The following is a 23,316-nucleotide window of genomic DNA, read 5'->3' as shown; positions in this document are numbered from 1 at the left end:
TGAGGGCACGAAACGGGCCGTAGCGATAATGAGCCCGCCTATACGGGGAGGAAGACAGCGTTTCAGGCGCGCAGAAGGGCAATGACCCTCACGTCCCGGAAACATCACTTTTCCTCCCTGACGAGACTGCCGGCGCGGGATTTTCCCGACCCTCAAGACACGTCCGTATTCTCTGGAGGAATGACCCAATGAAGGTGAACAAGAAGTTCCTGGCCGGCCTGCTGATGGCGACCGCGCTGACGTTCGGTTCCGCAATTGGTAGCGCTGCCATCGCGCGCGACTTCCGCTCCGCCGACGTTCACCCCAAGGATTACCCGACCGTCAAGGCGGTCGTCTATGCCGGCGAGTTGGTCAAGAAGGCGACCGACGGCAAGTACGGCATCAAGGTGTTCGGCGACAGCGCGCTGGGGTCGGAGAAGGACACGGTCGAGCAGGTCAAGATCGGCGGGCTGGACATGGTCCGCGTCAACACCGCCGCTTTCCACAACATCGTGCCGGAAACGCTGGTGCCGTCGATGCCGTTCCTGTTCCGCGACGAAGCGCATATGCGCGCCGTGCTGGACGGTCCGATCGGCGACGAGATCCTGGCTTCGTTCGAGAAGGCCGGCTTCATCGGGCTGGCGTTCTACGACAGCGGTTCGCGCTCGATCTACGCGAAGAAGGCGGTTCATTCCCCGGCCGACGTCAAGGGCATGAAGATCCGCGTGCAGCAGTCCGACCTGTGGGTCGCGATCCTGGGCGCCATGGGCGCAAACGCGACGCCGATGCCGGCGGCGGAAGTCTACACCGCGTTGAAGACCGGTCTGGTCGATGCGGCGGAGAACAACTATTCCTCGTTCCAGTCGTTCCGCCACTTCGAAGCGGCGAAGTTCTACAGCGTGACCGAGCACTCGATGGCGCCGGAAGTGCTGGTGTTCTCCAAGAAGATCTGGGACGGGCTGTCGGCGGAAGAGCAGGCGACCATCCGCAAGGCGGCCAAGGAGTCCGTCCCCTACATGCGCCAGCTCTGGGACGAGCGTCAGGCGAAGGCCAAGGCCGACGTCGTCGCCGGCGGCGCCACCATCGTCACCGATGTCGACAAGGCTGCCTTCCAGGAGACCATGAAGCCGGTCTACGACAAGTTCCTGAGCGACGATAAACTGAAGGATCTGGCCAACCGCGCCATGGCCCAGAAGTAATGGCTCGGAACACGGTGGTCCCTGGAACGATGACCCCTCATACGGGGGTGATCGTTCCGAGCCGCCCCGACGGTGAACTCGAAGGCGTGCCGGGCACGCCTTCGACGATCCGGAAGGCGGCCATCCCGATCCTGACGCCCGTCAATGCCGTAATCAGCCGCTTGTGCATGAAGCTGGCGGTCGCCGGGCTGTTCGGCATCGTCGCCTCGGTGGTGTGGCAGGTGTTTGGCCGCTACGTGCTGAACGACACCCCGGTCTGGGCGGAAAGCACCGCCTTGCTGCTGGTCATCTGGGTCACGATGCTGGGGGCCGCGGCCGGCGTCCGCGACGCGGGGCACATCGGCATGGAATCGCTGGTGGTCCTGCTGCCCGAACGCGCGCAGCGCGTCTGCGAGATCATCATCCACTGCCTGACGATCGTCTTCGCGCTGACGATGGTCATCTACGGCTGGGAAATCATGATGTCGGTCTGGGAGTACAGCATGCCGACGCTGCATGGCCTGTCGCAGGGCGTCCAATACATCCCGGTCGTGCTGGCGGGCGTGCTGATCTGCATGTTCTCGACCGAGCACGTCATCGCGACCCTACAGCACAGGGAGGTCGAGCCGTCATGGCACTGATGATCCTGTCCGGCAGCTTCGGCTTCCTCCTGGTCCTGGGCGTCCCGGTGGCCTTCGCCATCGGTCTCGCCTGCGTCGCCGCCATCTCGTTCGAGGGCATCCCGGTCGCCGTGGTGTTCCAGCGGATGGTTTCCGGGATGAACATCTTCTCGTTCCTGGCCATCCCGTTCTTCATCTTCTCCGGCGAGTTGATGCTGCATGGCGGCATCGCGCAGAAGATCGTCGATCTGGCGAAGAGCGCCGTCGGCCATGTGCGCGGCGGCCTGGGCATGGCGAACGTGATCGCCTGCACGCTGTTCGGCGGAGTGTCAGGTTCGCCGGTTGCCGACGTCTCGGCGATGGGCGGCGTCATGATCCCCATGATGAAGAAGGAAGGCTACGACGCCGACTACGCCGTCAACGTCACGACCCACGCGTCCCTGGTCGGCGCCCTGATGCCGACCAGCCACAACATGATCATCTACGCCTTCGCCACCGGCGGCAAGGTGTCGATCACCAGCCTGATGCTGGCCGGCATCGTCCCGGCGCTGTTCCTGACGGTCTGCATGCTGGTCGCCGCCTACTTCGTGGCGGTCAAGCGCGGCTATCCCGCCGCGTCGTGGCACGGCTGGCACACGATCCTGGTCACCTTCGTAGCTGCCCTGCCGGGCCTGCTGGTGGTCGTCATCATCCTGGGCGGCATCACGACGGGCATCTTCACGCCGACGGAGTCCGCCGCAATCGCGGTCTGCTGGTCGCTGTTCCTGACCTTCGTCATCTACCGCACGATGACCTGGGAAAAGCTGATGGTCGCCGCCGCCAAGGCGGTCAAGACGACCGGCATCATCCTGCTGCTGATCGGGCTGTCCGCCACGTTGCAGCACCTGATGAGCCTGTACGAGCTGGCGGATTTGACGGGAGAGGCGCTGTCGGGGCTGACGACCAACCCGCTGTTCATCTTTCTGATGATCAACATCATCCTGTTCCTGCTCGGCACCTTCATGGACATGGCGTCCACGATCCTGATCTGCACCCCGATCTTCCTGCCGATCGCGATGGAGATGGGGATGGGTCCGGTACAGTTCGGCATGGTCATGCTGATCAACTGCGCGCTGGGCCTGAACACGCCGCCGGTCGGGACGACGCAGTTCGTCGGCTGCGCCATCGGCGGCATCACGGTCGGTCAGGTGATGCGAACCATCCTGCCGTTTTATGCCGCACTGACCATTGCCCTGCTGTTCGTGACCTATATACCGGGCTTCTCGACCTGGCTGCCCAGCTTCGTGCTCGGCCAGCCGGTACAATAACAAGCCGGTATAGTAAGGGGAGCGCTGGAACATGACGTCGACCGTGGACCACACAGACGGGGCAAAGCCTGCCCGGCGCGGCGGAGTGGTGCTGCGTTCCTCCCGGCGGGGCGCCACGATGGCGTCGGTGGTATTCCGCGAACTGCGTGACGAGATCGTCTCGATGCGGCGCAAGCCCGGCGAGGCGATCGCGGAGAAGCAGATCGCCGAAAGCTACGGTGTCAGCCGGACGCCGGTCCGCGAGGCCGTGTTGCGGCTGGCCGACGACGGGCTGGTCGAGGTGTTCCCCCAGTCGGGGACCTATGTTTCCCGCATTCCGCTTTACCGGCTGCCGGAAGCGATCGTGATCCGCAAGACGCTGGAGGAAGGCACGGTGCGCCATGCCGCCTCCCGCGCCACGGCGGCGGACATCCGGGCGTTACGCGCCAACCTGGAACTTCAGGAACGCATGCGGGTCTCGGGCGATCACGAAGGCTTCCACCAGTCGGACGAGGCGTTCCACGCGCTGCTGGCGGAGATATCCGGGTATCCGGGATTCTGGACGGTCATCCAGCAGGTCAAGGTTCAGGTGGACCGCTGCCGCCGCCTGACCCTGCCGGAACCGGGCCGGCTTCTGAAGGTGATTTCCGAACATACCGCCGTGGTGGAAGCGATCGCCGCCCACGATCCGGAGCGGGCGGTGAAGAGCATCGCCGCCCATCTGGACGGGCTTCGGACGGCGGTCGATGCGGTCAGCGCCAGTCACCACGAATACTTTACGCGTGAGCCGGAGTGAGTTTGTGCTTCTGGTCTCGTCCACCCACAAACCTACACTCACAAACCGTCATGCCAAGACTTGATCTTGGCATCTCCTGGCAAAAGCTGAACGAGTACCATCAGTTGTTTGCATTGATGTTACTCATGAAGTTTACGTTGGGAGATACCAAGATCAAGTCTTGGTATGACGGGCTTCTCAAGCCCTGATGAGACGGGCTTTTCAATCCCTGCCCTATTCACTTTCCCATGAGGCACCGACAATGAAGATGACCATCCGGCACGCGTCGCATCCGGACGCCGTCCGCGGCTTCGATACGGAAGAGCTTCGTGAGCACTTCCTTGTGCCGACGCTGTTCGAGGCCGACGAGACGGTCATGACCTACAGCCACGTGGACCGCTTCGTCGTCGGCGGCGCCATGCCGGTCGCAGGGCCGATCACGCTGGAGACGCACAAGGCGATCGGATCGGATACCTTCCTGAAGCGGCGCGAGCTGGGCGTCATCAATGTCGGCGGTCCCGGCCGGGTCACGGTCGATGGGGTCAAGTTCGACCTGGACCCGCGCGACGCGCTGTACGTGGCGATGGGAAGCGTCGATGTCCGGTTCGAGAGCCTGGACGCCGGTCAGCCCGCCAAGTTCTACCTGAACAGCGCCCCGGCCCATGCCCGGTTCGAGAGCATGAAGATCCCGCTGTCGGCGGCGCGGAAGGTCGAGCTTGGCGATCCGGCGCAGTCGAACGAGCGGACGATCTACCAGATGCTGCATCCGGAAGTCGTCCAGACGGCCCAGCTCGTGATGGGCATGACGGTGCTGAAGCCGAACAACATGTGGAACACGATGCCCTGCCACGTCCATGACCGGCGCTGCGAGGTCTATTTCTACTTCGATCTGGCCGAGACGGCGCGGGTGTTCCACTTCATGGGCGAGCCGAGCCAGACGCGCCATCTGGTCGTTTCCAACGAGCAGGCGCTGATCTCGCCGCCGTGGTCGATCCACAGCGGGGTTGGAACCAGCAACTACACCTTCATCTGGGCCATGGCAGGCGACAACCAGGACTTCACCGACATGGACATGGTCGGTATGGACGAGCTGCGTTGAGGGATCGACAGATGGATACGAGCTTCGACCTTCACGGCATGACGGCCATCGTGACCGGCGCCAACAGCGGCATCGGCCAGGGCATCGCGGTGGCGCTGGGGCGGGCGGGGGCCGGTGTCGCCGCCGTCGGCCGCTCGTCGATGGACGAGACGGCTGCGCTGGTGGCGGAAACGGGCGCTCCGTTCCTTGCGATCAAGGCGGAGCTTGCCACGCTGGCGGACATCCCGCGCATCGTCGAGGAAGCGACGGCCTGGGGCGGCCGGGCGGATATCCTGGTCAACAACGCCGGGACGATCCGCCGGGCCGACAGCATCGACTTCACGGAGGAGGACTGGGACGCGGTCATGGACATCAACCTGAAGTCCGTGTTCTTCCTGTCGCAGGCCTTCGCCCGGCATGTGCTGGCGGAGGGGCATTCCGGCAAGATCATCAACATCGCGTCGATGATGTCCTTCCAGGGCGGCATCCGGATTCCGTCGTACACGGCCTCCAAGAGCGGGCTTGCCGGGCTGACCCGGCTGCTGGCCTGCGAATGGGCCGGGCGCGGAATCAACGTCAACGCGATAGCACCCGGCTACTTCGCCACCGCCAACACCAAGGCGCTGCGGGAAGACGAGAAGCGCAGCACGGAGATCATGGGCCGCATCCCGGCGGGACGCTGGGGCAAGCCGGAAGATCTTGGCGGCGCTGCGGTGTTCCTGGCGTCGCGCGCTTCGGACTATGTGCATGGCGTGACGCTGCCGGTCGACGGCGGCTGGCTCGCGCGCTGATTTCTTATGGGAGGTAAGACTATGGCGGACCGACAGAGCGACGTCTTCATCCTGGACCGCAATTCCGACTGGCAGGACCTGGGCGGCGGCATCCGCCGCAAGCTGCTGGGCTATAATGGCGCCGTCATGATGGCGCGGATCGAGTTCCAGGCCGGTGCGGTCGGGACGGAGCACAGCCACCCGCATATCCAGTGCAGCATGGTGGAAAGCGGCGTCTTCGACATCACGATCAACGGAAAGACGGAACGGCTGCGGACGGGCGACGGCTTCCTGGTGCCTGCCGATGCGCTGCACAGCGCGGTCGCGGTCGAAGCCGGCGTCCTGCTGGACACCTTCGCGCCGATGCGCGAAGACTTCCTGGCATGAACAAACGCCGCGTCGGCGTGATCGGGCTGGGGATGGCGTCGCCCCCTCATATCCAGAGCCTGCTCGACCTGTCGGACCGGGTCGAGGTGGTGGGCGCTTTCAGCCCGACGCCGGAGCGGCGGGTCGCGTTCACCGCGCGCTATGGCTTGCCGGTGGTGGAGACGGCGGACGCCCTGTTCGACGATCCCGCCGTTTCGGCGCTGGTCGTGCTGGCGCCGCCGGACAGTCACTTGGACTTGGTGAAGCGGGCGGCTGAGGCCGGCAAGCATGTCCTGCTGGAGAAGCCGCTTGCGGAAACGCCTGCCGGTGCTGCCGAAGTGGTCGAGGTCATGGAACGGGCCGGGCTGACGCTCGGCGTGGTGTTCCAGCATCGGTTCCGTCGTGCGGCGGGGGAGTTGAGGGCGCTGCTGGATGCTGGCGTCCTGGGCGAACCGCTGACGGCTGCGGTATCGGTGCGCTGGTGGCGGGACGACGCGTATTACAGCCAACCCGGACGCGGGATGAAGGCGCGCGACGGCGGCGGCGTGCTGCTGACCCAGGCGATCCACACGCTGGACCTGTTCGTCAGCCTACTGGGGCTGCCGTCGGAGGTCGTTGGCTTTTCGGGAACGACGCCGCTGCGCCGGATCGATACCGAGGACGCGGTCTGCGCCGCCCTGCGCTGGCCGGGCGGGCTGATGGCGACTGTGAACGCCACGACGGCGGCCTATCCGGGATTTCCGGAGCGGATCGAGATAGCCGGCACCAAGGGGTCGGCAGTGCTGAGCGGCGACCGGCTGGAGGCTTTTCCGGTCGGTGGCGAAGCAATTCGGATCGGCGCCGACGGCGGCACGCTGGGAGGAGGCGCCGATCCGATGGCGTTCTCCCACGCACATCATCGGGCGGTGCTGGCGGACTTTCTTGATGCGCTTGACCAGGGGCGTACACCGCGCGCCGATGGCCGCGAGGCGCTGAAGGTCCACCGGCTGATCGAGATGCTGCTGGCGTCTTGATTTCAGCGGATTTTGAGCATGACCTGCCTGGAACGTCAGGTGTCGGGCTGAAGAGGCCCGACCTACAGTTGACGCTGGCTGAAGGCGTCGATGTCGACGTCGGGTCGGTACGGTTGGCGCTGGCTGAAGGCGTCGATGCCGGCGGGGGGTCGATTCGTAGGTCGGGCCTCTTCAGCCCGACATTTTTTCCGGAACGCACCGGTCAATCGGGAAATCCGATTGCATCGGTCGATACGCTTATAAGGTGCATCAGCTGTATTTATTGATCAATCGAGCCAAATATTTTACTCTTTTTAGGGGCAATTCTATAGTAATCCAGCCTTAAGTTCTACTAATAATTGAATTTCCTTATGGCTCTCGCCAAAAATGGCATGAGCCTGGGGAACTGGAGAAAGCTTGTTGATATCAACCGAATTCGACTTCGTCCTTCCTCGGGGTTATGTCGACGAAGAAGGCACGATCCATAGCGAAGGCAAGATGCGCCTCGCCAGCGCAGCCGATGAGATCCTACCGTCCAAGGATCCTCGGGTCCAAGCGAACGTTGATTATCTGGTCATCATCATCATGTCGCGGGTGGTGACCCGACTGGGGACAGTGCCTTTCATCAATACCAAAGTCATCGAGGGGCTTTTTTCGACTGATCTCGCTTATCTACAAGCACTTTATGACCGAATAAACGGCTATAGCGGGCAACAGAAGAAAGTCATCTGCCCGCACTGCAAGACTGGCTTCGATGCGGAAATCGGGCCGGACGAGGAGTGATCCGCCCCGCGTACAGTTCTCACCGATAGCAAGACCCAGCGCTGCTCAAGTCTGGTCGCGGCGTGGGGGCTCCTTGGCGTGGCCGTCGTCGGTGACGTGCTTGGTGTCGTCGGCGTTCTCGTCGTTCAGGTTGCGCTTGAAGCTTTTGATGCCCTTGGCGACATCGCCCATGACGTTTGGCAGCTTTCCGGCGCCGAAGATCAGCACGACCACCACGAGAACGACGATCCAATGCCAGATACTGAAAGAGCCCATGAGTGACCTGTAGTTTCCCGGATGCGTGACGGTTGTGCTGGCGGAGTTTGGCCTTAAAGGGGGATGGGCATCAAGGGTGAATTGCGTCGGATGGCTCGCTCGCACCACTGAAAAGGGATTTGAATTGATCCCATCATGGGAGCAAGGTAGCATATCAAGATGCGGATAATTTCACGGCGGGCGTTGAGGGAGCACTGGGAAAAACCGGATAGAGGTGACAGCGAAGCTCCACTTTCCGCGTGGTACAACATCGTACGCCGAGCCGAGTGGTCCGATACGGCGATGCTCAAGTCTCAGTTCCGCTCGGTTTCGTTCGTGGGTGATCGTATCGTCTTCAACATTGGCGGCAACAAGTACAGGCTCGTAGCCGGCGTAGATTATGTTTACCGAACCATCTACGTGAAGTGGGTCGGCACCCATAGCGAATATGACAAGATCGACGTGAGGACCGTATAGCCATGGACATTCTCCCAATCCGATCCGACGAAGACCATGCCGCGGCTTTGGAGCAGATCGACCATCTATGGGGCGCAAGTCCTGACACGGCTGAAGGCGTGAGGCTGGAGATTTTGCTGACGCTGGTGGATGCCTATGAAGAGGCGCATCACGCCATTCCGCCGAGTGATCCTGTTTCGGCCATCGAATTCATGATGGAGCAGCGCGGCCTCAGCCGGCGCGACCTGGAGCCTTTCATCGGCAGCAGGGCACGGGTGGCTGAGATTCTGAACCGGAAGCGTGCCTTGACGCTGCCGATGATCCGCCGCCTTTCCGAAGGCCTGCAAATTCCTGCCGAAATCCTCGTACGCGACTATCCGATAGAACGGGCGGCATAAGGAGCGGTTCGTCGCGGACCGGCATGTGCCGGAAAGAAGGCCGATCCGCGATCACGTCGTAGCCGCCGATCCTACTGCACCAGACCGATGTCCTTCAGGACGCCTTCGACCTGCTCCTTGTCCTTCTTCAGGAATGCGCCGAATTCCGCGGCGGGCTGGTACATGTCGGTCCACTCCTGGGTCGCGATGGTTTTTTTCCAGGCCGGGCTTTCGACCATCTGGGCGATCGCGGCGGAGAGGGCTTTGCGGTCGGAGTCCTTGATGTCGGGAGCGGCGACGATGCCGCGCCAGTTGGCGAGGCTGATGTCGACGCCTTGCTCCTTCAGCGTCGGCACGTCGATGCCGGGGAGGCGTTCGTCGGAGGAGATGGCGAGTGCCCGGAGTTTTCCGGCTGCCACCTGGGGCGCCAGTTCGGCGTAGCCGTTGACGCCGACGGTCGTGTGGCCGCCGAGCAGCGACTGCATCGCCTCGCCGCCGCCGGAATGGGCGATGTAGTTGATCTGCTTCGGGTCGATGCCGACCTTCTGGCCGATCAGGCCGGCGAGGATCTGGTCGGTGCCGCCGACCGAACCGCCGGCCCAGGAGACGGAACGCGGGTCGGCCTTCAGCTTCTCGATCAGGTCGGCCAGCGTCTTGATCGGCGAATCTGATGTCACCGCCAGCATTTCATACTCGCCGACGAGGCGCGCGATCGGGGTCACGGATTGCAGCGTCATCGGCGACTTGTTGGTCAGGATGGCGCCCTGCATGATCATGCCGGTAACCATCAGCGCGTTGCCCTTGCCCTTCTTGGACGAGACGAACTGGGCGAGACCGATGGTGCCGCCGGCTCCGGCGATGTTGACGACCTGGGTCGAGGTCGCGGCGCCGGAATCCTTCAGGGCCGCCTGGACCGCCCGCGCGGTCAGGTCCCAGCCGCCGCCGGGTGCGGCGGGGGCCATGATCTCCAGGCCCTTCAGCTCGGCTGAAGCGGGGTTGAACGGCAGCAGGGTCGCGGCAGCCATCAGGGTTGCGCCGAGGAAGAGGCGGCGGCGGTCGATCTTGAACATGGTGTCCTCCCAGGATCGGTTGTTTTTTGAGTGTCTCAGCCGGCGGTGGCGTGGGATTCCGCCAGGGTCCGGCGTTCCTTCGCGTAACGGACCAGAGCCGTGAAGCGGTAAAGGCCGTGGACCATCTTGCTGTAGGGCATCGTGATGAACAGGCTGAAGACGACGCCGAGGTGGACGGCCAACAGCATGCCCATCGCGGGGGTTTCCCGCAGGAAAAGCAGGAGCAGGCCCGTCAGGCTGGTCAGGAACAGCATGGCGATGAAGGCCACGTCCATGCCGAGCCGCACCTCGTCCTGAACAACGCTGTCGCGCTTGCGCTTGGCGACCAGCAGTCCGACCGGGCCGATCAGCAGGCCGATGCCGCCCAGCGTGCCCAGGATGACCGGCAGGTCGTACCAGTAATACGGCGCCTCGCGGCCGACGACGTAGTGATAGAGCGTCGCTACCGACGTCGCGGCGAAGCAGAGCATGAAGCCGTAGAAGGTCAGGTGATGGTAGAGCCTGCGGTTGTCGGTCGGGCGTTCGTCCTCGTTCATGCAGCCGACGCCGCCGCCGTCCAAGTAGCGCAGGCTGCCGGCATCCTTCATCGCCTGCCAGAGCGAGGGCGGTTCGCGCAGGGTTTCCGGCGGTTCCTTGATGTCGCGCCAGAACATCCGGAGGCCCATGCCCATCGCGACAAGGGCGTAGAGGAAAGCGAGGCCGAACAGCAGGGCCATGGCGTTATGCGGCATCAGGCGATAGAAGGCGCCCGGTCCCGTGTGGGTGGCGAACAGGACGGAGGGGTCGCGGAAGGCGACGAAACCCAGGATGAAGGCCGCGACGCTGAGAGCGGTGACGATGCTGATCGTCAGCCCGTTGCGCTCGAACGCGCCGGCGAAGGCCGGGGGCCAGGCGTAGGCCTGATAGGACTCGTTGCGGACTTCCGCCAGCACGCGCGGGACGTTGACGTCGAACTCATGCGGCGGAGAGAACTGGCAGTCGTAGTAGCAGGCGCTGCAGTTGTGGCACAGGTTGGCCAGATAGTTCAGGTCACCCGAGGTGAAGGTCCGGCGCATTTCCATCGCGGGAAACACGGCGCACAGGCCCTCGCAGTAGCGGCATGAGTTGCACACCGTCATCAGGCGGCCGGCCTCCTGGAGAGCCGTGGTTGGTAAAACGTCTTCGGGCAGCGCTTCATCCGGCGTCGTGTCAGTTGCGTGCATGTGCGGCGGCCTCCCGTCCCGCGACCCGGCCGAAAACGCTGCCGATGGTCATTCCGATGCCGGCGGCGTAGCCCTGACCCAGGACGTTGCCGGCCATGATCTCGCCCGCGGCGAACATGTTGGCGGAGGGCGTGCCGCCCTCCATCAGTATGCAGGCCCGTTTGTCGACGCGGGTGCCGAGGTAGGTGAAGGTGATGCCGGGACGGACCGGGTAGGCGTAGAACGGCGCCGTATCGAGCGCCCGCGCCCAGTGGGTCTTGGGGGGCGACAGGCCTTCGGTGCGGCAGTCGTCCAGCTTGGTGGTGTCGAAGGTTCCTGGCTGGACCGCGCCGTTGAAGCCGGTGACGGTAGCGTCCAGGGCTTCCGGGTCGAGGCCGAGCTTGCCGCCGAGTTCGCGGATGCTGTTCGCCCGGATCGGCGGGAACAGCGACGGCATGAACAGGTCGAGCGACTTGGCGTCGAACACGATATAGGCGATCTGGTCGGGCTGCGCCGCGACGAGCCGTCCCCAGATCGCGTAGCGCTTCGGCCAGATGTCCTCGCCCTCGTCGTAGAAGCGCTGGGCGTGCTTGTTGACGACGATCCCGAAGACGACGCAGTCCAGGCGCGTGATGATGCCGCCGTCGAACTTGGGCGCGCGGGCGTCGATGGCGACGGCGTGGCACTGAGTCGGGTCGCCGACGGATTCGACGCCGCTGTCGAGCAGCATGCGCAGCACGGTCCCGCGATTGTACGGCGTTCCCCGGATCAGGAAGTTGTCGGCGACGTCGCCCCAGGAAGCCTTGAGCCATTCGATGTTGGCTTCGAAGCCGCCGGATGCCGCCACCAGCGTGGCGGCGCGGACTTCGAGCTTCGCACCTTCGTGCTGGACGACGGCCGACACGAACATGCCGCCGTCGATGTTCAGGCCGACGACTTCGGCGTCGTAGGCGACTTCGACGCCCAGCTTTTCCGCCGTGAGATAGAGCGCGTTGAGCATCGACCGGCCGCCGCCGAGAAAGAACGAATTGGTCCGGCCGAGGCTGAGGGTGCCGCCGAGGGAAGGCTGGAAGCGGACGCCCTGCTCGGTGATCCAGGTCAGCATCTCCTTCGATTCATGGATCATGAACCGGGCCAGATCCTCGTCGGTGCGGCCCTTGGTGACGAGGAGGAGATCGTTCCAGAACTCGTCCTCGGTGTAGGGACCGGTGAGGATTTCGGTCGCGGCGTCGTGGGCGCAGCGCATGTTGCGGGTGTGGCGCGTGTTGCCGCCCCGGTAGAACTTGGGCGCACCTTCCAGCACCAGCACAGACGCGCCGGAGCGCCGGGCGCTGATCGCGGCGCAGAGCGCCGCATTGCCGCCGCCTATTACCAGGACGTCGTATCGACGTTTCGCATCGATCATCTCGGCACGCACCCTCCCCCCGCTTCGCAGAAAACCTTGGTTTTATGCGACGGATGCTGACGTATACAGCTGTATACGTCAAGCTGTTTCGGTGATGCGGCTGAGGCGGGATCAGTATTCGGCGGGAGCGGGGATCTCCGTATGGTCGGTGACGAGCCGGGCGCGCAGCAGTTTCAGCCGGGCGCGCTGGGCGTTGCGGATATGGGTCCGGGCGGCGGCCTCGGCGCGGTCGGGGTCGCGGTCGGCGATCGCCTTGACGATATCCTGATGCTCGGCATGGGCAGCGGGGAAGCGGTCCGGTACCGCCAGCGTCGTGCCGCCGAGCAGGATCATCGCGTCGTTGAGCGACAGCAGCGCCTTGAGGAGGTATCTGTTATGGCCGGCGCGGTAGAGGGCGGCGTGGAAGGCCTTGTTGAGCTGGGCCAGCGCGTTGTAGTCGCCGACGTTTTCCTGCTCGCTCTCGACCAGTTCACCGAGGTCCTGGATCTCGGCTTCGGAGGCGTGGCGGGCGGCGTAGCGTGCGGCGGTGCCTTCCAGCGTTTCGCGCATGTCGTAAAGCTCGATCACCGCCTGATGGTCCAGTTCGGCGACGATGGCGCCCTGATGGGGCGCGTGGACGATCAGCCCTTCCGCTTCCAGCCGGCGCAGGGCCTCGCGGACGGGAGTGCGGCTGATGCCGAGGCGTTCCGCGATCTCGTTCTCGCGGACGCGGCTGCCGGGACCCATGGCGCCGTTGGCGATTTCCTTCTTCAGGCGGCCATAGGCCCATTCGCCGCGCGAACTGTCCTGATCGGTCTCGGTCTTCTTCATGGGGTATACTCCGCCTCCGGCACGAAGCGCCTGGATACACGAGTATACCCGCGACCGTCCATGACCGATCGGGCCGGTCGATCAGCTACGCTGGAAGCCTCCGGTGCGGCTGCCGGCCTTGAGCAGGAACGGGATATCGGTGCGGTACAGGTCGGCGCCGGCCGACGAAGCCCTGATGACGGCGAACCGGGTGCCGGCGTTGCGGAGCGCCCACTTGGCCAGGGTGCTGGTCAGGGCTGAGAATGTAAGAGAAGCGGTCATCGTCTGACTCCATGATAGACGGAACGGCGCTTTCTCCCTCAGTATCGATCAGCCGCCTGGAGCGGCTGTTGGACAAACATATTGTGCAACGCACAACCGGATGCAACCGCATAGCGCGAAAGGCAGCCACGAGGATTCCGTAACCCTCGAATATTCGATTTGCGTATGGTACCAAGGCCGGAAAACCGTGGTATTGTATACGGAGAATTGATCTCAGGGGCATTTGGCATACCATGAACCTGCTCGGTCCGACGCCTGAAAGCGAAACCTCACCTGAAGACAAGGGCCTGCTGTCCGACCAGATCCGGCGGGCGCTGGCCGACGAAATCGCGACCGGGCGGCTGAAGCCGGGAACGGCGCTGGACGAGCAGCAGATCGCGACCCGGTTCGGAGCGTCGCGGACGCCGGTGCGGGAAGCGCTGCGGCAACTCGACGTCTCGGGATTGGTCGAGATCCGGCCCCGGCGCGGCGTGATCGTGGCGCTGATGACGCCGGAGCGTATCATGGACATGTTCGAGACGACAGCCGAGGTGGAGGCCATGTGCGTCCGGCTGGCGACGTACCGGATCACTCCGGCGGAACGCAGCCATCTTCAAGGCCTGCACGAGGAGTCGGCTGACATGGTCGCCGCGTCCGACCTCAACGCCTATGACGAATTCAACCGGGTCTTCCACGAAGCGATCTACCGCTGCACCCACAACCAGTTCATGGCTGAACAGGCGATCGGCATCCGCGCGAGGCTTGCGGTCTTCCGGCGCACCCAGTTGCGGCACGGCGACCGGATCGTCAAGTCGCATGAGGAACATGGGGAGATCCTGCGGCAGATGGCGCGGGGCGACGGCGGCGAGGCCGCCCGCTGCATGCGCGCCCATATGCTGAACGCCAGCGGCGCCTTGACCAGCTACATCCGGATGCTCAACGACAGCGATCCTCTGGCTTGAAAAAAGGGCGTGAGATGCTTGCCGTCAGAAGAAGATGTCTTCCAGGCAAGCATTCGCCGGCGCAATCTCCGCGGTGATCATGCCTCATGGTGTAGCGGGCATCGAGGCTCCGGACCGGTCAGGCGTCGATCCTCGCCATCAGCCCTCGCTATCGGCATCGCCGTCGTCGTCGATGTCGCCGAATACCTCGTCTTCGTGGATGTTCAGCAACTGGCAGAACTCACGGATCACCTGTTCCTCGTCGTCGTGCAGGACCGGATCGTCAGCCTTGGCCAGCACAAGGGCGAACTTCAGCAGCAGGACCTGCTGATCCTCGTCCTGGATCCGGAGCACGGCCCGCCGCACGCCCTCCGTCCCCTTGCCGCCATGCAGCTTGTACATCTCGCTGTAGTGCTGGAACGTGTTCAGCAGCCTGAAGGGCGTGAAGGGCTGGAGCAGCGGCGACGTGGTGATGAACTCCTCCAGTTTGGCCTGCTCGACTTCGTCCAGGCGTCCATCGGACCAGACGATAGCCGCCGCTATCGCCATGGCGGCTTCCGAGAAGTCGTGGTTTTGGAGCCGTCCCACGTAGTCGGTCAGGACCTTGGCGAAATTCTGGCTGATCGTAATCATGACATCGTCCATCGCATCGTGTCACACCAGCTAGCACGACGGGGAGGGGCTTGTCCCTGATAACTCCGGCATGTTCCTCAGCGGATCGGAGTGCCTCGGAGGATCGTCCGCTTCCCGGAGGGCTGGCCGAGCCGGCGCGGGGCCGCTCGGCTGTCAGCGGATCACCCGGTGAACGCGCCGGTGGCGGCCCGCGCAACATCCGCGTGGATCGCGTCGCCCTGCTTGAACCCTTCGGGCGTTTGCGTGATGTAGCTGGCGATCAGGATCGGCGGCCTGGCTCCGGGCCAGGCGATCCCGATGTCGTTTATCGATCCATTGCCGGTGCCTGTCTTGTCGCCGACACGCCAGTCCCGCGGCAACCCGGCACGCAGGCGTTTGTCGCCGGTCTTGTTGCCGACCATCCAGTCGATGAGCTGCTCGCGCGAGGATGGACGCAGCGCGTCGCCGACCATCAGCCGGTTCATGCTGTGGACCATCGCGTTCGGCGTCGTCGTGTCGCGCGGGTCGCCGGGGATAGAGGAGTTCAGCGTGGGTTCGTTGCGGTCGAGCCGCGTGCGCTCGTCGCCCAGGCTGCGCACGAAGGCGGTGAGGCCGGCCGGGTCGCCGACGGCGGGCAGCAGGAGATTCGCCGCGACGTTGTCGCTGAGCGTCATCGTGGCTTCGCAAAGCTCCGCCACCGTGGGCGGCGTGCCGTTCACCCGGGTTTCGGCGAAGGGCGCATAGGGGATCAGGTCGCCGGGCGACACGGGAATGCGGCGGGTCAGGCTTTCCCTGCCCTCGTCCACTCTCTTCAGGATGGCCGCGGCCAAAAGAAATTTGAAGGTGCTGCACATGGGGAACATCTCGTCCCCGCGCCAGTCGAAGCGCCGGCCGCTGCCGGTGTCGAGCATCGCCACACCCAGCCGCCCGCCACTGCGGCGCTCGAGCGCCGCCATGACGTCGCTCAGCCCTTTGCTGTCCGGAACATCGGCGTTCCCAGCGTTTGCGCGATTTACGGCCAGCAGCATCAAGCCGCCTGCCGCGCCCAAAAATCGCCGTCTTCCGATCATCTAAAACCTCCAGCTTCGTCGTGTTGGTGGCTGGACGTTACAAACACCGGGTTGCACGAACAAACGACGATACCTTTCGCAAACCAAAAAGAAATCTAATGGACCGTCCGCAGCTTCCCCTCAACGCCCTGCGCGCCTTCGAAGCCTCCGCACGGCACCTCAGCTTCACCCGCGCGGGGATGGAGCTGCGCGTCAGCCAGGCGGCGGTCAGCCACCACATCCGGACGCTGGAGGCGCGGCTGGGTGTGACCTTGTTCCGGCGCCTGCCCCGTGGCCTCACCCTGACCGACGAGGGTGCTGCACTCGTGCCGGTGCTGAACGACGCCTTCGAGAGTATCGGGGCCACTCTGGACCGGTTCACCGGGGGCCGCTACCACGAGGTCTTGACGGTCGGCGTGGTCGGCACCTTCGCCACGGGATGGCTGCTGTCGCGGGTTCCGGGCTTCACCAGCGCGTATCCGGGAATCGATCTTCGCATCCTGACCAACAACAACCGCGTGGACCTCGCCGGGGAGGGCCTGGATTTCGCGATCCGCTTCGGAGACGGCGCTTGGCACGGCATCGAGGCGACCCTGCTGCTGGACGCTCCCCTCACTCCGCTCTGCGCGCCCGGAGTGGCCCGGCGGCTGACCACGCCGGCCGACCTTGCCCGCGAAACACTTCTTCGCTCCTACCGGGGAGAGGAATGGCAGCGCTGGTTCGCGCTCGCCGGGGCACCCTGCCCGACGATCCGGGGTCCGGTTTTCGACTCCTCCCCTACCATGGCGGCGGCGGCGATAGCCGGGATCGGCGTCGCACTGCTGCCCGCCGGCATGTTCGAGCATGACCTGAGCACCGAACGGCTGGTTCGTCCCTTCGAGGCCGAGGCTCCGGCCGGGCGCTACTGGCTGACACGCTTGCGGTCGCGCTCGGAGACCTCGGCCATGCAGACCTTCCGCCGCTGGCTGATAGAGGCCATGCGGGACCGGGAGCCCTAGTGATGGCGGCAGGGCACCGCCTCACCAGAGCTTGGCGCGCCACCAGCCGGAATTGGCCTCCGTCCGTAGGATGCCGACCGCGATGCGTTCGACTTCGCGGGCGGCGCGGGTCAGGGGACGGCTGTTGGCGTGAGCGATGTGGACGGAGCGTTCGACCACCGGTTCGACGATGCGGGCGACCGAGAGGGCGGCGCCGGACTCGTCGCTTTCCAAGGCTGCGAGCGACAGGATGGTATGGCCGGCGCCGCGGCGGACGAGGCGCTTGATCTGGCTGAAGGCGTCGATCTCGATCGTCACGTTCAGGCTGATGCCGGCCCGCCTCGCCGATTGCTCGATCAGCGAGCGGAGACCATGCTCCCGCCCCGGCAGGACGAATTTCAGCGGTTCCAGCCGGTGGAACGGCGCGTCGCCGCCTTCCGCAATGCCGGCCAGCGAGGCCTCGTCGCGGCCGGCGAGGTAAAGCTCCTCGGTGAGGAGTTTCGTGCTTTCGATGCCGGAATTGGGATGCGCGCCGTAGAGCAAGCCGACATCGACCTGCCCCTCCAGCAACCAGTGCGCGATGTAGCCGCTCATGCTCTCGACGACGCGCAACGTGACATTAGGCAACGCCGCCTGGGTCTGCTCGATCAGCGGAACGGCCAGGATCGTCACGAGCGAGGTCGGGATCGCGAAGGTCACGCGACCGACCGGGCTGTCGGACCGTGACCGGAGGCTTTCCCGCGCGTCGTCGGCCGACTTGAGGATCAGCCGGGCGTGACGGATCAGTTCCTGCCCCTCGCTGGTCGCCACGACGCCGCGGGCCGAGCGCTCGAACAGGACGACGCCGAACTCCTCCTCAAGGTTGCGCAGATGGGTGCTGATCGAGGGCTGGGCCACGCGCAGCGCCTGCGATGCCTTGAGGATGGAGCCATGTTCCGCGACGGCGAGAAAGTACCTGAGCTGGCGAAGATCCATCTGCGGTGGCGGCGTCCCAATCGGTCGTGTCGGGCCTAACTTGACGAGCCGGCGGCCCCCCTGTCCACGGCTAATCCGGATATCGCCCGGTGCCGCGCCAGCACCGCCCGCGACTGGTCGACCACGGGAAGGTCGAGCATGCGGCCCTTATGTCGGACGGCGCCCCTGCCCTCGCGCAGGCCGGCCTCGAACGCCGCGACGACCTCCTCCGCGTCCTGGACCTCCTTGGCGGACGGGGCGAAGGCCTCGTTGAGGATCGCCACCTGATCGGGGTGGATGCAGAAGCCGCCCTCGAAGCCCAGCCGGCGCGCTTCCTGGATGACGCGACGGTACCGCTCCAGGTCGGTGTAGTCCGCCACCGAGCCGACATAGCCGATGGGCAGGCAGCCGGCGGCCCGCGCCGCCGCCACCGCCATGACGTTGGGAACGTAGAGGCTGCGGTCGTCGGGCACCATGCCCATCGACACCGCTAGGTCCTCGGCGCCGACCGTGATGCCGAGGACGCGCGGGGATGCTGCGATGGCGCGCATCTCGCCAAGGCCGTCGGCTGTTTCGATCATCGCGACGAGGCCGGTGTGGCCCCGGGGCAGGCCGCGTTCGAACTCCAGCTCGTCCAGGATCTCGCCGACGGCGCGGATGTGGCTGGCGTCCGGCACCTTGGGCAGCGTCAGCGCCATGACCTCGGCGCAGACGCTGGACTCGATGTCGGCGACGGCCTGCCGCCACGGCCGGTTGATCCGGACGACGACCTGAACGCCTTCGCGCGCCAGCCGGGCGGCGGCGGTGCGGACCATACCGCGCGCCTCGACCTTCTGGTCGGGCGGAATGCTGTCCTCCAGGTCGAGCTGGATGACGTCGGCTCCCCGCTTGGGAGCGCTGGCGAGGAAGCGTTCGTTGTTGACGGGAACGAACAGCATCGACCGCCAGATCGGCAGCGTCTTGTTGGCAAAAGTCTGGGTCATGCCGGCATCTCCTGTTCGCGTTCCGCCATCGTGATGCCGAGTTCCGCCAGGATCTCGGCGTTGTGCTGGCCGATGCGCGGCGCCGGGCGGCGCATGCCGCCGGGCGTGCCGGACATCCGGGGAATGACATTGTGCATGGGGAGCGTTCCCATGTCATCGTCCGGCAGCTCGACGATGACCTCGCGGCCACGGACGAAGGGGTGATCGACCAGATCGGCTATCGAGCAGACGGGACCGACGGTGACGCCGGCCGCCTCGAACAGGTCCAGGTTCTGCTGCTGGGTGCGGGTGGCGATGACGGCGCCGATGATCAGGTCCAGCTCGTCCCGGTGGCGGACGCGATCGTCGTTGGTCCGGAATCGGGGATCGGCGATCAGCTCAGGGTGGCCGATGGTGGTGAAGATCCGCTCGGCCATCGACTGCATGGAGCCGGACATCGCCACGTATTTGCCGTCGGAGCAGACATAGACGTTGCGCGGCGCCGTATGGGTCGACTGGTTGCCGGCCCGGTTGGACGGCACGCCGGTCAATTGGTATTGCGCCGCCTCGGCCCCGATCATGGAGAAGATCGGTTCGAACAGTGACAGGTCGATCACCTGCCCGCCCCGCTCGCCCCTGACCGCGTGGCGGAGGGCGGCCAGCACCGCCGACGAGCCGTAGAGCCCGGCGACCATGTCGGCCATCGCCAGCGGCGGCAGGACCGGCGGGCGGTCGGGATAGCCGTTGAGGTGGGCGTAGCCCGACATCGCCTCGACCAGCGTCCCGAAGCCCGGCCGCTTGGCGTAGGGGCCGGTCTGGCCCCAGCCGGAGATGCGGAGGATGACCAGGCCGGGGTTGCGGCCCTGCAGCACGTCCGGCCCCAGGCCCCAGCGCTCCAGCGTACCGGGAACGAAGTTCTCCACGACGACGTCGGCGGTCTCGGCCAGCCGCAGCAGGATGTCCTTGCCTTCGTCGGTCTTGATGTCGAGCGCCATGCTGCGCTTGTTGCGGGAATAGACCTTCCAATAGATCTCGACGCCCTCGACCCGCCAGCTGCGCAGGTCGTCGCCCTTCTGCGGGTGTTCCACCTTGATCACGTCGGCGCCGTGGTCGGCCAGCACGTGGGTGACCATGTTGCCGGCGACCAATCGGGACAGGTCGAGTATCCGCACCCCATCCAAGGGGCCGCGGCTGTTCTCGTCGTAGTGCGGCATCTGTCGCGTTCCAGTCGGATGGTTTGTCAGATCTCGATAACGGGCTTGATTTCCTCGAACTTCCGCATCCGTTCCAGTGCTGTGTTGACCTCGTCCAGGCGGAAGCGGCCGGTGATCATGCGGTCGAACGGGATCGTCTTCTGGTGGCGCTGGACGAACTGCAAGGCCTTCCAATAGCTGGCGGCATCGCCGGAGAACGAACCGATGACCTGGAGGTTCTTCTTGACGATCATCGACGGCTTGATCTCGGTGCCAGCATCGCCGAGCTGGCCGACGACCAGATAGCGGCCGCCCTTGCGGGCGATCTCCAGCCCCTCGGAGAACGCGCCGGGATGGCCGGTGAACTCCATGACGATGTCGGCGCCGCGTCCGTTGGACAGCTCGCGCACCTTGTCGGCCCGCTCCGCCGGAGAGGTCGTCTCGACCGGGATGACCTCATCAGCGCCGAAGGCCAGCGCCATGTCGAGCCGGGCCGAGGGACCGCCGATCACGATGACCCGCCTGGCGCCGCCGACCTTGGCGACCGCCGCCGCGAGCAGGCCCAGCGGGCCGGCGCCCTGGATCGCCACCGTGTCGGTCGGCGCTATCGTCCCAAGCTGCGACGTGGCGTTCATGACGGAGCGGAAGGCGCAGCTGCACAGGCTGGCGAGGTCGTTGGGAACGTCGTCCGGCACGCGGATGCGGCCCGATTCCGGCAGGACGTAGCCGTATTCCGAGAAGCCGCCCATCAGGAACGGCGGCTTCTCCATCGACTCGTACATATAGGCCTTGCGGTTGTCGCACAGCGTCGGCTGGCGCGCGACGGTGCAGTAGAAGCACGAGCCGCAGGCGGTGTGGGTGTAGACGATGCGGTCGCCGACCCGGAGCGGATTGCCGATGCTGTCGCGGTCGGAGCCGGAGCCGAGCGCTATGATCCGGCCGACCATCTCGTGGCCGATGATGATCGGCAGGTCGACCTTAAGCGACAGCGTGCCACGCGACAGGTGGACGTCGGTGCCGCAGACGGAGCAGGTCTCGATCCGGGCCAGGATGGCGCCGGGCTCGATCTCGCGCGGGACAGGCACGTCCTCGATCCGGAGCGGCTCGCCGAACTGGCGCAGGACAGCGGCGCGGGAACTGGTGGGAAGGGCTGTCATGGGGTGTCTCCAGATCAGAAGAATACGCGGTACCAGAGGGGCAGCGCGGGAATGTAGGTGATGGCGGCCAGTGTCAGCAGCGTCGCCAGCAGGAACCAGCCGAAATACGGCGCCATCTCGAGCAGGCTGGCCCCGGTCGTCCGCGCCGCCACGTAAAGGTTGGCGGCGAGCGGCGGCGTCAGCAGGCCGATCTCGATGTTGGTCACCAGGACGATGCCGAAGTGGACCGGGTCAATGCCGAACTGGTCGGCGGCGGGCGCCAGCAGTGGCCCCATCAGCAGCACGGCGGCGTTGGTCTCCATGAACATGCCGACCAGCAGCAGGACTAGGTTGACCATCGCCAGGAAGACCAGCGGGCTGTCGGTCACGCTCACGGCGAAGCTGGCGATGTCCTGCGGGATCTGCGCCAGGACCAGCGCCCGGTTGAAGATCGCGGTGAAGGCGATGATCGTCAGGATCGCGGCGGCGGTCCGCGCCGTCGTGCTGAACACGCCCGGCAGCTCGTTCGTCCGCAACGTCCGCTGGAGCAGGGTCACGACTAATGTGTAGAGCGCCGCGACCGCCGCCGCTTCCGTCGGGGTGAACAGGCCGCTGTAGATGCCGCCCAGCACGAGGAACGGCAGGAGCAGCGCCGAGGCGGTGCGCAGGTTATGGCGGCCGCGCGACAGCGTGCGGCTGGTCTCGGGAGCCGCACTTTCCCGGCCGTTAGCCAAGGCGCGCTTGGCCAACATCGCGTGGGTCGCGAAGAAGACGCAGGCCATCACGAGACCCGGCAGGAGCGTCGCCAGGAACAGCTCCGTAATCGAGACGCCGACGATCGAGCCGTAGAGGATCAGCGGGATCGACGGCGGGATCAGCACGCCGAGCAGGCCGGCCGCCGCGACCAGCGAGGCGATGTAGCCGCGCCGATAGCCGCGCCGCTCCATCTCCGGTCCGACCGTGCCGCCGATGGCGGCGACCGTCGCGACCGACGACCCGGTGATGGCGCCCATCAGCGCGCTGGCCCCTATCGCGATATGGCCGAGCCGGGCCGGCAGGCGCCGCAGCAGCAGGTCGCAGAAGGCCGTCAGGCTTTCAGCCAATCCCCCCCGGTTCATGACCTCGCCGACCAGCAGGAACAGCGGGATCGCCAGCAGCGGGAAGCTCATGACGCTGTCGTACGGGACCGAGCCCAGGCTATCCAGCCAGAGGTCGAAGGTCTCGACGTTCAGCAGAACGACCAGGGCGAAGGCTATGCCGATCGGCGTGCCGATCAGCAGCAGCATCGCCAAACCGAAGACGATCGGCGTCATGACACTCCTCCGGAATTCGGCAGTCCTGGATGAGGCTGGCCGGTGACGAGACGATAGAGGTCGGCCAGCGCGTGGACGATCATCAGGGCGCTGCCCGCCACCATGAACCCGGCCGGCACCGCGACGGGCGTGCCCAGGTCGATCAGGTTCTCGTTGGATTCATACGCGTAGGCGAAGAACTCCCACGCGACGTAGAGGAAGATGCCGGCGAACAGAAGTTGCGACAGCATGGCGCCGGCATGGGCGATCGACCGCAGCAGCCTGGAAGGAAGCTGCTGGGCGATCTCGACGCTGATATGGGCGCGGGCGTAGGTGCAGAGCGCAGCACCTACGAAGGTCAGCGGCGCCATGGCGACGATGCCCAATTCGCTGACGTTCGGAACAGGCAGTTCGAAATAGCGCGCGATGACGCTGAACACGATGGTAGCGAGCATCACGACGAGGGATGCCCCGGCGATGAACGCCTCCACCCGGTAGATTTCCCGTTCGACCCGGTCGAGCGCCGAGGACCCGGGGACCGGCGCCACCATGGCGCCGGGGTGCATCTGAGTTCGGTCCAACTGGGTTCGCTCCGCCATG

At 65.3% G+C, this 23,316-nt stretch carries 27 protein-coding genes; 13 read left to right on the top strand and 14 right to left on the bottom strand.

Translation table 11 applies throughout. The features are described from left to right. Positions 1–188: 188 nt before the first annotated feature. The 9 genes from N826_RS06145 to N826_RS06105 all read left to right on the top strand — a co-directional run bounded on the left by N826_RS06145 (position 189) and on the right by N826_RS06105 (position 7,827). Positions 189–1,178, top strand: coding sequence for a TRAP transporter substrate-binding protein (locus N826_RS06145; protein WP_044426688.1), 990 nt, complete (start codon positions 189–191; stop codon positions 1,176–1,178). 29 nt (positions 1,179–1,207) lie between these two features. Beyond that, positions 1,208–1,798: a TRAP transporter small permease gene (locus N826_RS06140; RefSeq protein WP_084720528.1), complete on the top strand. Its 591-nt coding sequence runs from the start codon at positions 1,208–1,210 to the stop codon at positions 1,796–1,798. After that, entirely contained in the window at positions 1,789–3,084 is a 1,296-nt protein-coding gene (locus N826_RS06135; protein WP_044426687.1) for a TRAP transporter large permease, read from the top strand. Before N826_RS06140 ends, N826_RS06135 begins: the two co-directional genes overlap by 10 nt. A 31-nt stretch (positions 3,085–3,115) precedes the next feature. Further along, positions 3,116–3,859 (top strand): GntR family transcriptional regulator, encoded by a 744-nt coding sequence (locus N826_RS06130; protein WP_044426685.1) that lies wholly within the window; start codon positions 3,116–3,118, stop codon positions 3,857–3,859. 241 nt (positions 3,860–4,100) lie between these two features. Next, positions 4,101–4,937 (top strand): 5-dehydro-4-deoxy-D-glucuronate isomerase, encoded by an 837-nt coding sequence (kduI, locus tag N826_RS06125; RefSeq protein ID WP_186818071.1) that lies wholly within the window; start codon positions 4,101–4,103, stop codon positions 4,935–4,937. Between the two features lie 11 nt (positions 4,938–4,948). Next, positions 4,949–5,707, top strand: coding sequence for a 2-dehydro-3-deoxy-D-gluconate 5-dehydrogenase KduD (gene kduD, locus N826_RS06120; RefSeq protein WP_044426682.1), 759 nt, complete (start codon positions 4,949–4,951; stop codon positions 5,705–5,707). A gap of 21 nt (positions 5,708–5,728) precedes the next feature. Continuing rightward, entirely contained in the window at positions 5,729–6,073 is a 345-nt protein-coding gene (locus N826_RS06115; RefSeq protein ID WP_044426680.1) for a cupin domain-containing protein, read from the top strand. Further along, positions 6,070–7,065 (top strand): Gfo/Idh/MocA family protein, encoded by a 996-nt coding sequence (locus N826_RS06110; protein ID WP_044426678.1) that lies wholly within the window; start codon positions 6,070–6,072, stop codon positions 7,063–7,065. The genes N826_RS06115 and N826_RS06110 overlap by 4 nt, the downstream gene beginning before the upstream one ends. A 399-nt stretch (positions 7,066–7,464) precedes the next feature. Next, entirely contained in the window at positions 7,465–7,827 is a 363-nt protein-coding gene (locus tag N826_RS06105) for a hypothetical protein (RefSeq protein WP_044426677.1), read from the top strand. A 45-nt stretch (positions 7,828–7,872) separates the two neighbouring features. On the opposite strand, the gene N826_RS06100 is transcribed toward N826_RS06105, so the two are convergent. Beyond that, on the bottom strand, positions 7,873–8,082 hold the full coding sequence (locus N826_RS06100) for a twin-arginine translocase TatA/TatE family subunit (protein WP_044426675.1): 210 nt from the start codon (positions 8,080–8,082) through the stop codon (positions 7,873–7,875). Between the two features lie 159 nt (positions 8,083–8,241). Here N826_RS06100 and N826_RS45680 point away from each other — a divergent pair, with 159 nt between their 5' ends. Both N826_RS45680 and N826_RS06090 read left to right on the top strand, forming a co-directional pair. Further along, positions 8,242–8,538 (top strand): type II toxin-antitoxin system HigB family toxin, encoded by a 297-nt coding sequence (locus N826_RS45680; RefSeq protein ID WP_044426673.1) that lies wholly within the window; start codon positions 8,242–8,244, stop codon positions 8,536–8,538. Between the two features lie 47 nt (positions 8,539–8,585). Further along, positions 8,586–8,915, top strand: coding sequence for a helix-turn-helix domain-containing protein (locus N826_RS06090; protein ID WP_247870463.1), 330 nt, complete (start codon positions 8,586–8,588; stop codon positions 8,913–8,915). A 71-nt stretch (positions 8,916–8,986) separates the two neighbouring features. Here the strand turns inward: N826_RS06090 and N826_RS06085 are convergent, their stop codons facing one another. The 5 genes from N826_RS06085 to N826_RS06065 form a co-directional block, all read right to left on the bottom strand. Beyond that, positions 8,987–9,964, bottom strand: a complete 978-nt coding sequence (locus N826_RS06085; protein WP_044426671.1) for a Bug family tripartite tricarboxylate transporter substrate binding protein — start codon at positions 9,962–9,964, stop codon at positions 8,987–8,989. A gap of 35 nt (positions 9,965–9,999) precedes the next feature. Then, positions 10,000–11,166 (bottom strand): tricarballylate utilization 4Fe-4S protein TcuB, encoded by a 1,167-nt coding sequence (gene tcuB / locus N826_RS06080; RefSeq protein ID WP_084720527.1) that lies wholly within the window; start codon positions 11,164–11,166, stop codon positions 10,000–10,002. Continuing rightward, positions 11,153–12,550 carry an FAD-dependent tricarballylate dehydrogenase TcuA gene (tcuA, locus tag N826_RS06075; protein WP_044426670.1) on the bottom strand — a complete coding sequence of 466 codons (1,398 nt, stop codon included), beginning with the start codon at positions 12,548–12,550 and terminating at the stop codon, positions 11,153–11,155. The genes tcuB and tcuA overlap by 14 nt, the downstream gene beginning before the upstream one ends. Positions 12,551–12,661: 111 nt before the next feature. After that, positions 12,662–13,360, bottom strand: a complete 699-nt coding sequence (locus N826_RS06070; protein ID WP_044426669.1) for a GntR family transcriptional regulator — start codon at positions 13,358–13,360, stop codon at positions 12,662–12,664. Between the two features lie 81 nt (positions 13,361–13,441). Further along, on the bottom strand, positions 13,442–13,621 hold the full coding sequence (locus tag N826_RS06065) for a hypothetical protein (protein WP_044426668.1): 180 nt from the start codon (positions 13,619–13,621) through the stop codon (positions 13,442–13,444). Between the two features lie 233 nt (positions 13,622–13,854). Between N826_RS06065 and N826_RS06060 the strand changes: the two genes are divergently transcribed. Continuing rightward, on the top strand, positions 13,855–14,562 hold the full coding sequence (locus N826_RS06060) for a GntR family transcriptional regulator (RefSeq protein ID WP_044426667.1): 708 nt from the start codon (positions 13,855–13,857) through the stop codon (positions 14,560–14,562). Positions 14,563–14,700: 138 nt separating this feature from the next. Here N826_RS06060 and N826_RS06055 read toward each other — a convergent pair whose 3' ends face one another. Both N826_RS06055 and bla read right to left on the bottom strand, forming a co-directional pair. After that, complete coding sequence (locus tag N826_RS06055) at positions 14,701–15,174, bottom strand: tellurite resistance TerB family protein (protein ID WP_169789292.1); 474 nt, start codon at positions 15,172–15,174, stop codon at positions 14,701–14,703. Positions 15,175–15,335: 161 nt separating this feature from the next. Next, entirely contained in the window at positions 15,336–16,223 is an 888-nt protein-coding gene (gene bla, locus N826_RS06050; RefSeq protein ID WP_044426665.1) for a class A beta-lactamase, read from the bottom strand. 98 nt (positions 16,224–16,321) lie between these two features. On the opposite strand from bla, the gene N826_RS06045 reads away from it, so the two are divergent. Then, positions 16,322–17,200, top strand: coding sequence for a LysR family transcriptional regulator (locus tag N826_RS06045; protein WP_044426664.1), 879 nt, complete (start codon positions 16,322–16,324; stop codon positions 17,198–17,200). A gap of 21 nt (positions 17,201–17,221) precedes the next feature. Here N826_RS06045 and N826_RS06040 read toward each other — a convergent pair whose 3' ends face one another. The 6 genes from N826_RS06040 to N826_RS06015 are packed head-to-tail and all read right to left on the bottom strand — an operon-like array spanning position 17,222 to position 23,315. Further along, entirely contained in the window at positions 17,222–18,154 is a 933-nt protein-coding gene (locus N826_RS06040; RefSeq protein WP_044426663.1) for a LysR substrate-binding domain-containing protein, read from the bottom strand. 35 nt (positions 18,155–18,189) lie between these two features. Next, a complete protein-coding gene (locus tag N826_RS06035; RefSeq protein ID WP_044426662.1) occupies positions 18,190–19,116 on the bottom strand; it encodes an HpcH/HpaI aldolase/citrate lyase family protein in 927 nt (308 codons plus the stop codon). Beyond that, the gene (locus N826_RS06030) at positions 19,113–20,309 is read right to left on the bottom strand and encodes a CaiB/BaiF CoA transferase family protein (RefSeq protein WP_052830871.1); all 1,197 of its coding nucleotides are present in this window, start codon (positions 20,307–20,309) and stop codon (positions 19,113–19,115) included. Before N826_RS06030 ends, N826_RS06035 begins: the two co-directional genes overlap by 4 nt. 26 nt (positions 20,310–20,335) lie before the next feature. Next, on the bottom strand, positions 20,336–21,445 hold the full coding sequence (locus N826_RS06025) for a zinc-binding dehydrogenase (protein WP_044426661.1): 1,110 nt from the start codon (positions 21,443–21,445) through the stop codon (positions 20,336–20,338). 14 nt (positions 21,446–21,459) lie between these two features. Then, positions 21,460–22,737 carry a TRAP transporter large permease gene (locus tag N826_RS06020; protein WP_044426660.1) on the bottom strand — a complete coding sequence of 426 codons (1,278 nt, stop codon included), beginning with the start codon at positions 22,735–22,737 and terminating at the stop codon, positions 21,460–21,462. After that, the gene (locus N826_RS06015; RefSeq protein WP_211099220.1) at positions 22,734–23,315 is read right to left on the bottom strand and encodes a TRAP transporter small permease; all 582 of its coding nucleotides are present in this window, start codon (positions 23,313–23,315) and stop codon (positions 22,734–22,736) included. The genes N826_RS06020 and N826_RS06015 overlap by 4 nt, the downstream gene beginning before the upstream one ends. Between the last annotated feature and the right edge of the window lies 1 nt (position 23,316).

Origin of the sequence: Skermanella aerolata KACC 11604, from assembly GCF_000936425.1 — a bacterium.
Taxonomy (GTDB): domain Bacteria; phylum Pseudomonadota; class Alphaproteobacteria; order Azospirillales; family Azospirillaceae; genus Skermanella; species Skermanella aerolata.
This window is presented reverse-complemented; position numbering and strand designations above follow the sequence as displayed.